At 56.9% G+C, this 10,078-nt stretch carries 8 protein-coding genes; all 8 read right to left on the bottom strand.

Going from position 1 to position 10,078, the window contains the following annotated elements:
* Positions 1 to 89 precede the first annotated feature (89 nt).
* On the bottom strand, positions 90 to 1,256 hold the full coding sequence (locus KBY85_RS14725; protein WP_254962214.1) for a DegT/DnrJ/EryC1/StrS aminotransferase family protein: 1,167 nt from the start codon (positions 1,254 to 1,256) through the stop codon (positions 90 to 92).
* Positions 1,257 to 1,708: 452 nt separating this feature from the next.
* The gene (locus KBY85_RS14720) at positions 1,709 to 2,479 is read right to left on the bottom strand and encodes a WecB/TagA/CpsF family glycosyltransferase (RefSeq protein WP_254962213.1); all 771 of its coding nucleotides are present in this window, start codon (positions 2,477 to 2,479) and stop codon (positions 1,709 to 1,711) included.
* Positions 2,480 to 3,166 (bottom strand): SDR family oxidoreductase, encoded by a 687-nt coding sequence (locus KBY85_RS14715; protein WP_254962212.1) that lies wholly within the window; start codon positions 3,164 to 3,166, stop codon positions 2,480 to 2,482. It lies immediately after the preceding gene.
* 22 nt (positions 3,167 to 3,188) lie between these two features.
* Complete coding sequence (locus tag KBY85_RS14710) at positions 3,189 to 3,896, bottom strand: acetyltransferase (protein ID WP_261359673.1); 708 nt, start codon at positions 3,894 to 3,896, stop codon at positions 3,189 to 3,191.
* A 336-nt stretch (positions 3,897 to 4,232) separates the two neighbouring features.
* Positions 4,233 to 6,128 carry a sugar transferase gene (locus tag KBY85_RS16020; protein WP_315859997.1) on the bottom strand — a complete coding sequence of 632 codons (1,896 nt, stop codon included), beginning with the start codon at positions 6,126 to 6,128 and terminating at the stop codon, positions 4,233 to 4,235.
* 12 nt (positions 6,129 to 6,140) lie between these two features.
* Positions 6,141 to 8,099 carry an alginate lyase family protein gene (locus KBY85_RS14695; protein WP_254962211.1) on the bottom strand — a complete coding sequence of 653 codons (1,959 nt, stop codon included), beginning with the start codon at positions 8,097 to 8,099 and terminating at the stop codon, positions 6,141 to 6,143.
* Positions 8,093 to 9,370: a UDP-N-acetyl-D-mannosamine dehydrogenase gene (gene wecC, locus KBY85_RS14690; RefSeq protein ID WP_315859996.1), complete on the bottom strand. Its 1,278-nt coding sequence runs from the start codon at positions 9,368 to 9,370 to the stop codon at positions 8,093 to 8,095. The genes KBY85_RS14695 and wecC overlap by 7 nt, the downstream gene beginning before the upstream one ends.
* Positions 9,371 to 9,386: 16 nt before the next feature.
* Positions 9,387 to 10,078 (bottom strand): Gfo/Idh/MocA family protein (locus KBY85_RS14685; RefSeq protein WP_254962210.1); only part of this gene is annotated, 692 nt, incomplete at its 5' end.

The following is a 10,078-nucleotide window of genomic DNA, read 5'->3' as shown; positions in this document are numbered from 1 at the left end:
AAGCCAGGGCCAGGCCGGCCACAGCCCTGCAGCCGACGTTCCAAGCAACAGAGCAACCAAAACCAGGGGACGCTTCTGGCCAAACAGAACTAACGGCAAGCCCGCTGCACCACCGTCCGCACAGCGTCGGCATAGCCCCCCATCTGTTCGGGGGTGATGGTGGGGTGCACGAGGAACATCAGGCTGGTGTCGCCGAGTTCTCGGGCAACGGGCAGGCGCTCAGATGGGGCCAAACCTGCGTCCTGGAAGCACTTCTCCAGATAGATCTCGCTGCAGCTGCCGGAGAGGGCTGGATAACCAAGGGCAGCGATTTCCGAGAGGATGCGATCACGACTCCAGCAATCAGCGAGAGCATCCGGTCTCACGAAGGCATAGAACTTGTACCAAGCATGGGTGAGCCCCTCAGGAGGCAGGGGGACATGCACGGCGGACAGGTCGCGCAAAGCCTCGGCCAACTGCAGCGCGTTGCGGGTGCGAGCGGCAGTCCAATCAGGGAGGCGCTGGAGCTGGATGCGGCCGATGGTGCTTTGCAGTTCGGTGAGGCGGAAGTTGGAGCCGAAGCGCTCATGCAGCCAACGGAAGCCGGGCGGGTGCTCGCGGCCGAATACGGCCTCATGGGGTTTGCCGTGGTCTTTGAAGGCCCACATGGCATCCCAGAGCTCAGGGCGGGAGGTGGTGACCATGCCGCCTTCACCAGCGGTGCTGAGGATCTTGTCTTGGCAGAAGCTCCAGGCGGCCACATCACCGAAGCTGCCAACGGACTGGCCATTGATCCGGGCGCCGTGGGCTTGAGCGCAGTCTTCGATCACGGCAATGCCGTGGCTTCTGGCCAGATCGCAGATGGCAGACATGTCTGCGGGCCAGCCACCCAGGTGCACAACGGCGATGGCCTTAGTGCGGGTGGTAATCAGCGGAGCAATGGTGGCTGCGGTGATGGCGCCGGAATCGGGATCCACGTCGGCAAACACAGGCTTGGCGCCAAGCAACACGGCGCTGGAAGCGGTGGCGATGAAGGTGCGCGGCGTGGTGATGAGTTCATCGCCTTTGCCCAGGCCGATCGCCAGGTACGCGGCAGAGAGGGCCAAGGAGCCATTGGCCATGGCGATGGCATGGCTGCTGCCGCACCAGAGGGCGTACTCCTGCTCGAAAGCCTTGGTGTCCTGGCCGGTCCAGGTGTTCACCTTGCCGGATGCGAGCACGCGGGAAGCGGCGTCGATCTGCTCGGTATCGAAATGAGGCCAGAGAGCAATAGTCATTGACACAAACGCGATTTATTGAGCAGGGGTGGAAGAGGGCGCATATCCGGCACCATCCACAGCACTAGCATTAAGAATTTTCCAAAGGAGCACAAAGGGATCACCAACGACGCAACGAAAGAGCCCAGCCTCTAACTCTCAAGATCCATAAAATGGGATTCATAAGCTCGCAGGTAGCAGGACGCTCATGGAGCAAACGCAGAAAGGAAAAGCACAAAGACAAGAATCGACGATAGAGCTTAAGGCGTTCGCGGACAAAAAATGCCAAGTAATACTCGGCACTAAATTATTAAAGCAAATAAGGCCGAGGCGAACAGCAAAAACCAGAGAATAAATAAATTTGAGCGAGAAGCAATGATTGATTATATCAACGAAAAACCATATTGCTACACCCAGGAAGCAAGTTATTATGCTTTTGTGTAAAGACAACAACATGACCTTGCCCAAACAGCTCAAGGATGGCGGTATAAGCCAAGGCGAAAAAATATCATGTCTAAGCAAAAAGCGGGGAGAGCAAGCGATCTCTTAAGCCGCTGCGGAGATGGATCTTGCAAAATTCTGTAAAGCCACTCAAGGCCTATCCAAGAAAAAAGTCGTGGCGAACGCCTCTTTGCACCAGACCAGACATCAAATGAGCCTCCAACTCCAACCCAGATTGCGGACAAAGAACCAAAATACTTAGAAATAAACTCATCCTGAGCTGGATGGCCTAACGCAACCAAAACAAGCCTGACAGACTCGTCTTGACATTTGCGCAAGAACACCCTTAAGTCATCAGAATCGGAGTATCCATCCAAAACAGCGGAAATACTGAGAGGTGGATATTTGTTGGTCAAATAACTTGCTGCATCTAATACACGACCCTTGGTAGCACCGTAAAGAGCGACATTCCAAGAGCGCAATGCACACTCCTTGAGTAATTCCTCGGAAAATTCAATACCCGGCAACTTGCCAGCATCGGCACCGAAAAGAAACTTATAGGCGAGCTCAACACCAATACCATCGGGCACAAAGTAGCTTACATACTGCAAAGCTTTCTGCGACCTCGAACTAGTCATAAAACAATGGGCAATTTCAGCATTAATTGTACAGATATGGAGCGATCTCTTTGATGCCAGAAGTACATCGCAGAGCACTTCAGCTAGATCATGCTCCTTGCAACTTAAAACTGGGAAAGGCAAGTTTTTCTCCAGTACCTGGAGGCGACGATGGAGGTCTCTCATTTAACGACGGATACCGCCAAAGTAAATACTAGAACCAGTAGCAAAGTGGTTGCATTCACGTAGCTCGACAATAAACTGGGCAAGATCAAGCGCACTGGGCTCAGCCTTAGTAGTCCTTTGTTGATGCATATAAGCCCTCTGCGAGTCAGTCAGCAATCTCGTCATAGGAGTATCTATCATTACCGGATGAATTTTCAGAAAAGTTATTCCAAGTCTCGATAAGTCTGCGGATAGCGTCTCAAATCCCTTGTCGAGCGCAGATTTCGTTGCAGAATAAATGGATTCGCCTGGTATATCCAGCTTTGAGGCTATACTGGATATAACAACTGCGACTCCCCTGGATTTGGCTAACTGCCGAGATAGAGCCGAAGTAATACAAAGCGGAGCAATCGTATTAACCATAAACGATTCAATAGCGTCATCGACCCCTAGGGATGAGCTCGATTGACTTTTCATTACGCCAGCACAATGGACGATAAAGTCGAGGCGATTCACCTTCAGCTTAAGAGCTGAAATGAGTTCTTTTAATTCAGATGAATCTGATAAATCGCATTTTATCCATTCACTATTTACAATTTCGGGATCTGTCCTAGAAATCACGACTAAATTGCTTGCATCAACATTTTCTGCAAGAAGTCGAGCTACTTCCTTGCCAATGCCAGAAGACGCTCCAGTTACAATAATCATCAGGAGAGAATCAGGGAAAACATTATTCAGCAGACCGCTTCTTGCGGAGGCTGGAAAGAGTCAGCTTAACAGCAGGGTTTCCGAATACCGTCACCCCAGGCTCAACACTTCTAGTAACATATGATCCAGCCTCGATTTTTGAACCTCTCCCAATAACTATTGGGCGACCTTTCTTTCCCTGCTTAATAATGGCGCCAGTGCCAACATATACGTCATCTTCAACAAGAATATTTCCATTGCACTTGACACCAGGGGCAAAGGTAACGAAGTCTCCAATAATACAGTCATGCGCAACATAACTATAAAGATTAGCGTGAAAGCATTTGCCAATTTTTACATTTGATGTTATGGTTGTATATGGACATAAAATTGAACCCTCTCCTATTTCAACTGCCTGAAGCTGAACCGAGTTTAGCGCCTTTACAGAAAGAAGAGGAATATCTCTCTCGACTACTCGATTATATATAGCTTGTCGGAGCTTACCATCCCCAACGGATATCACAATGGCCTTAGACTGAGCAGGGGAAAGGCAAAAGTTGTCGAATGACATTTGCTCGCATCCATTTACCTCCGTAGCACAGGTGGCATCATCAACCACAAAAACAGTGCGCACTGATACTTGCATTTGAGGCGAAGACGAGCATCCCTGGCTGATAAGTGGCATAACTTCTCTCCCAAAGCCGCCGGACCCAAAAACACCAATTAGTCTTTCCATGAGCACAAAGGTCAACTTAGCAGAGATTTAAGACAGGCTTAGCAGAGCCTATCGAAGCGGCCCGCAAATAACACAAAATCAACGGTTCCACTTCGAAGAGCAACATCCGCAATGCTTGGAGACGCCTAAACCACAGATGTGTACAATATATTTTAGCGGAGAGAATGAATTTACGCTATTGACGTTGGGACGAAAAATCAATCACGGCAAAAGGGCGAAATCTGCTGGCATATTGGCACCATATTGGCAGTTGGGAAACGAATACGATAAATGCTATTAATTAAATGGCATACGAATTTGATGAGGCAAGGCAAGGGAAAGATGAAAGCATCAATGCTTGAACAAAGATACTCATCGGCTCACGGGTGTTCCGACGAAGGGAGCCATGGTGGCTTCACCGGCTGCACTGATTCCTTCACGACGAATCACTTTCCAAATCGTGAGTAGAAGAATACGAAGATCAAGCCAGAAGCTCTGGTGGTCGACATACCAGACATCAAGACGGAACTTGTCCTCCCAGGAGATGGAATTGCGACCGTTGATCTGGGCCCAGCCACTGAAACCTAGTTTCACATCGTGGCGACGGGCTTGCTCAGCAGAATAAAGGGGTAGGTACTGCATCAGCAAGGGCCTAGGGCCAATGAAACTCATCTCGCCGCGCAGAATGTTGAGCAGCCCAGGGAGTTCATCGATGGAGCTACTACGCAGCCAACGGCCAAAGGTTGTGAGCCGCTGAGCATCTGGTAGCAGGGCGCCGCTGATGTCGCGGGCATTGGTCATGGTGCGGAACTTCAGCAGCCAGAAAGGCCGGCCAAGGTAACCAGGACGCTGCTGTCGGAACAGGACGGGTGCGCCGAGGCGGAAATGCACCAGTGCTCCTATCACCAGTAGCAACGGTGAGAGCAGCAACAAACCCAGCAGGGCAGTGAGGCGGTCAGCCAGCCCCTTAAACAGGGCGTAGACCTGTTGCCCCAAGTAGCCATGGCGGCGGCCGGCGTAGCGAGCGGCCGTGGTTTCCAGCACATGACGCCACTGATCAGCGAGAACCAGGCGGGAGAAGCGGGATTCGGCTAGGGCACGGGCGTTGGTCCCCATGGTGGACGCCAGCGCCGGTTGATCGGCCAATCGGATCAGGGCCGCAGCAAAGGCCGCCGGAACGCGGGGCGACACCGGGATGCCCAACTGGTGCTCGCTGATCATCTCAGCCAGCCAACCTGGGTAGTTGTTCACCACCGGCAGACCGCAGGCCAGGTAATCAAAGAACTTGTTGGGAGAGGTACCCCGGTAGAAGGCGGGGATGTCATCGAGCACCATCAGGCCCACATGAACGCTCTGCTGCAGGGTTTGGGCCAGCTTGGGCTTGGGAATCGGCGGCAAAAAATGGCAGTTAACCAGACCCTCGCAGGCAACTCGGCGCTCCAGATCTGGCTTACAGCGGCCATCACCGATAAAGAGCAACTGGATGTCGTGGCGACCCAAACGTTGCAGCTCAGCTGCGACATCGAGCACCGCATCGAGCCCATTGGCCAGGCCGTGGGCGCCGGTAAAGGCCGCTACAAAGGCCCCGCTAGGCAGGGACTGGGGTAGGCCACTGATGAGCTGGGGCTGCTTGGCCGAGCCCTTGGGCAGGGCTTGAAAAAGCTCCAGGTCGCAGGCATTTGGGATGCTGGTGATTCGACTGGGCGCGATGCCGCGCTCGGCAATGCCCTCGCAAATGCCAGGCGCCAGGCCGATGCAGGCATCGGCGGCGTGATAGCTGAGCCACTCCAGGGCCGAAAGGGCGGCTAGCACAAGAGGGTTGCGCACCACGCCCATGGCGCGGGGCAGTTCAGGCCAGAGGTCGCGCACCTCAAACACAAATGGTGTGCCCCGCAACCAGCGGGCGGCGATGCCTGGGATGCCTGCGGTGAGGGGGGTGGTGGTGGCAAAGATCAGATCCGCGTTGGACTGCAGCGCAAGCAACAGGCTCTGCCAGCTGTAACGGAGGAACACCAGGGAGCGCTCCAGCAGCCCGGCGTGGTTGGAGTAGGCCAGATCAAATTCGATGACTTCGATCCCATCCACCAGGCCGCTACGCCGCCCTGCAGTGAAGGTTCCGCTAAGGCCCGTGTGGGTGCGGACATCGCGCAGGCACACCATCTGCACCTGATGGCCAGCCTCGACTAGTGAGAGCGCCAAGGAGTAGGAGCGGGTGCCAGCAGCACCGGTTGGAGTGGAGAAGTACTGGTGGTAGTAAAGAACTTTCACGCGTAGCTGGGATCAGGAGGAGAGTTCAATCGAAGTGGTGATGGTGACCGGCGCCTGCGTCACACTCACCTCAAGCACAGGCAGTGGGGTTTTGGATCCGTAGTGGAGTGATTCCCAGCACATCACAAGCTCAAGCCGATCGATGGGCTGATCGGCACGTATCGTCAACGTGGCCGCGGAGCCCATTAAGGACGCTCCCTCCAGACGCCAATCTCCTGGACAAAGACGCCAACGCAGGAGCATCTCCTGCTGGAAGCCGGAGCAGTTGTCAGTGATGACCCAAGAGTTGCCGCTAGCGGCAACTTGAACCTGGCGCTGGTGGCGCCCATGGGGGCCGCGGTATGCGGCGGTGATGCTGCTCCCATCCGTACTTGAGCTTGGAGCATTGCCAGGCTTAAGCAGGGGCGAATGTTCCAGCTGGAGCCAGTCACCCCAGAGGAAACGGCCCAGCCGGGGCATGGGCTCGGAGCCATCGAACTGAACGGTGTTATGGCTGGCAATCCCGGGGAAGTAGTCGAGATCAACTTGCGGAGCGTTGTAGGCATAGCTGCCGCCATCGCGCAAAAGATTAACTCCCTGGTGCCAGAGATCCAGGTGCAAAGGATCTGCATGGGCGGGCCGAAAGCGATAGCTGGGAAGCCGCAGAAGAGCCCAGGTGGCGGTGCTGGGTCGCATCACGGCATAACCACCATCGGGGAAGAGGGTGACTGGCCCGTTAGCGGGGGGCTGAAGATCCTGTGCGGACGTTGGTGGCTGAGTGGTTGAAACACCTGCAGCCGAACCATCCGCAAGAGCAAGCCAATACAAAGGCTCATTCCAAGGCCCATTGGGCAGAACAGGCTGGCCATAGAACAACACTGCAGCCAACTGGAGCGAAGGGAGGAAGTCGCGGTAGCTCTGGCTATGCAGCTGGTAACAGAAGGCGCCGTCGTTACTGCCAAGGTTTGGGCCATCGCCGCTGATGGGATCCACCAGTGCCGCCAGCCAGGACGTGGCGGCACGGCAGCGCTGGACAAAGCCTACGGAGAAGCGCTCTAGATCCAGCCACCGGCGCCAGAGCTCAACCTGGGCCAGGGTGTCGAGCAGCAGGCGGTGGTAGGTGAGGGAGTGCTGGGCAAAGGACCCATCGGCCATCACCAGCCGGCCCAGACTCCGCTCCAAGGCGCGGCGGCCGGCAGTGGCCCACCGGCGTCCAGCAGCGGCGTGGGAACTGGAGGCGGCGGCCAGCCAGCTGCCACCGATGAACAGGGCTGCGGCTTCTGAGGTCCAGTGGTTGTTGTCCTGGGCCTGGGCGTAGCGCTCGGTGGCGGCGATACGCTGCAGATGGACGGCCACAAAAGCCGCCCGCTGCGGGGTGGGCTCGGGCAGCTGGGATGGGGCGTCGCAGAGCTGCCAAGCCTGCAGGGCATGGAGAAGACGCATCGAGGCCTCCTGTCCGCAAAGCCAGTTAGTGCCCCCGTTCACGGGGTTGGCCTTGCACCAGCTCTGACTCCATGCGTTGAGGCCGTCGCGATAGCGGCCATCGCCACTGAAACGCCAGGCGCGGGCTAGCAGCGGCGCCCAGCCCCAGCGCGAGAGCTCCCAGCAGCGCTTGATGTCAGCTCCGGCAAACGGCCGGCAAAGGCTCCAGTGCTGGGCGCTATCGGGGAAGCACTTGCCAGAGGAAGGATCGAGAAACCAATCAGGCGGTGAACCCACCGCATGGCGCTCATGACTGAACCAAGTAGCGCTGCCGCCTAGGAGGGCATCAGCTGCTTCCAGGCAGCGAGCACGGGCCTCTTCGCTGCAGAGTTCCAGAGGCATTGGTGCTGGCTGTCCACAGCCCGTTAGGGCTTCCGGTACCGGGCAAGGCGTGATCGGCAGAGTGCGCTGATAGACACCAGTGCGAAGAAAGACGCAGTGGGAGGCCACCGCCGAACAATTGCGCCAACCCAGCCGCTTACTAGTGCGCAGCTTGGAAAACATCAACATGGCTGCTCCGTGACGCCACACAGGTCGAAAACGACGCGGCCAGCAAGATCAAGACCCTTGAAAGGACTATGAGCTACCAGGAACACAAGAAGATCGGCTTTTTCAAGGACCTGCTCCAAAGGATCAAGCTTGATGGTGGGGTGGTCGCTGAGATTGGGCTCACAGGCGAGCACATCGAGGCCAGCAACGACCAGCTCGGTGGTGATATGGAGGGCGGGGGATTCGCGCAGGTCGTCCACATCGGGCTTGAAGGCCAGGCCTAGGCAGCCGATACGAGCCGGTCGGCCGAGTTGGTCTTCCAGAGCGGCGGCGCGGCTTTGAACTTGCTCAATCACCCAGCGACTTTTGCCGTCATTGACGCGCCGAGCGGTCTGGATCAAAGGAGTGCAGTCTGGAGCGGCGGCGGCGATGAACCAGGGATCTACAGCAATGCAGTGGCCTCCCACCCCGCAACCGGGCTGAAGCACGTTGACGCGCGGGTGGTGGTTGGCCAGGCGAATCAGCTCACGCACATTGATGCCCAGGCGATCGCAAACCAGGGAGAGCTCATTGGCAAAGGCGATGTTCACATCGCGGAAGCTGTTTTCAGTGAGCTTGACCAGCTCGGCGGCCCGGGCATTCGTAGCAAGCAGCGCGCCCTGGCAGAAGGTGGCGTAGAAGGCTTGGCCAGCTTCTGCGGCGCCGGGGGTGATGCCACCGATTACGCGGTCATTGCTGATCAGCTCCTGGAGGATGCGGCCCGGAAGAACCCTTTCGGGGCAGTAAGCGATATGAAGTTGATCGGTGTCGAGGCCGGATATTTCACCAATGACCTGGGCAACCTGCTCTGTAGTACCAACAGGCGAGGTGGATTCCAACAAAACCAGATTCCCTTGGCGCAGCAGCGGCGCAATGGCCCTGGCAGCCGCGAGCACGTAGTCGATGTTGGGCAGGGGAATTCCGTCTGGCCCACTCCGGAAAGGGGTGGGAACAGCAATCAGGAACACATCAGCCGGTGCGGGAGTGAGCTGGGCCGTAAGGGCGCCCGAGGCCACTGCATCGGCCACAGCCTGATCAAGCTGCGGCTCCACGATGTGGATCCGGCCCGCATTCACCGTGCTCACCACCTGGGCATTCACATCCACACCGATGACGCGATGGCCGGCGCGGGCGAGCACAGCGGCGGTGGGCAGACCGATGTAGCCAAGGCCGAGGATGCAGCAGGAGTTAGCCAAGGGATTGCGTTCAAGCACAAAAAAAGCCCCCGCCAAGGCGGGGGCATTAGCTGACAAGGAGAGTAGGTGGATCTCATTGACTAACGGCTTTGAGCAGCCAGCGCTGAACCTCAAATAACTCCGCAGCAGGAATGGGCGCCGGCCCTCCGGATTCAATGGCCTTGAGGAAGGCGGTGCAGCAAGCGACCTGACCCTTGTCTTGAGACAGGCGCCGGCGGGTGCGGAAACCAGGAATGCCCCACGCCTCGAGTTTTCGGTAGTTGTCGAGGCGCAGCACCTTGCCTGCAGCGAAAACTTCCAGACGCTCCTTGGGGAAAGCTTTGCTGCCGTTGGCGAAGTAATGCACGGTGCCGATCGAGCCATCGGCGAAGCGCAGCTGCAGGGAAAAGGTATCAGGACAGACCTTGGGATCGGCGGCGCTAGACAATTGCACGTCTTCGATCGGGCTGGCGGCTAGGTAGCGGAGCAGATCCACGAAGTGGCAGGCCTCGCCGAGCAGACGGCCACCACCGGCAGCTGAATCCTGTGTCCAGTGATCGGCGGGAATTGAGCCGGCGTTGCAGGTGTAAACGAAAGCCTTAGGGCCCTGCACGCGAGAGAGCTGATACCGAAGATCAAGGAGAAGCGGCGCGAAGCGGCGGTTAAAGCCCACCATCAGCAGGGCCTCGCCGGTGTGGACCGCCTCGATCGCGTCGAGTTCATCGGCCGTCAGGCAGAGCGGCTTCTCCACGAATACGTGCTTGCCGGTCGCCTGAGCCTGCTGCA

Source organism: Cyanobium sp. BA5m-10, assembly GCF_024346255.1.
GTDB lineage: Bacteria > Cyanobacteriota > Cyanobacteriia > PCC-6307 > Cyanobiaceae > Cyanobium_A > Cyanobium_A usitatum.
The sequence above is the reverse complement of the archived record's forward strand: the minus strand, read 5'-3'. Positions and strand labels throughout refer to the sequence as shown.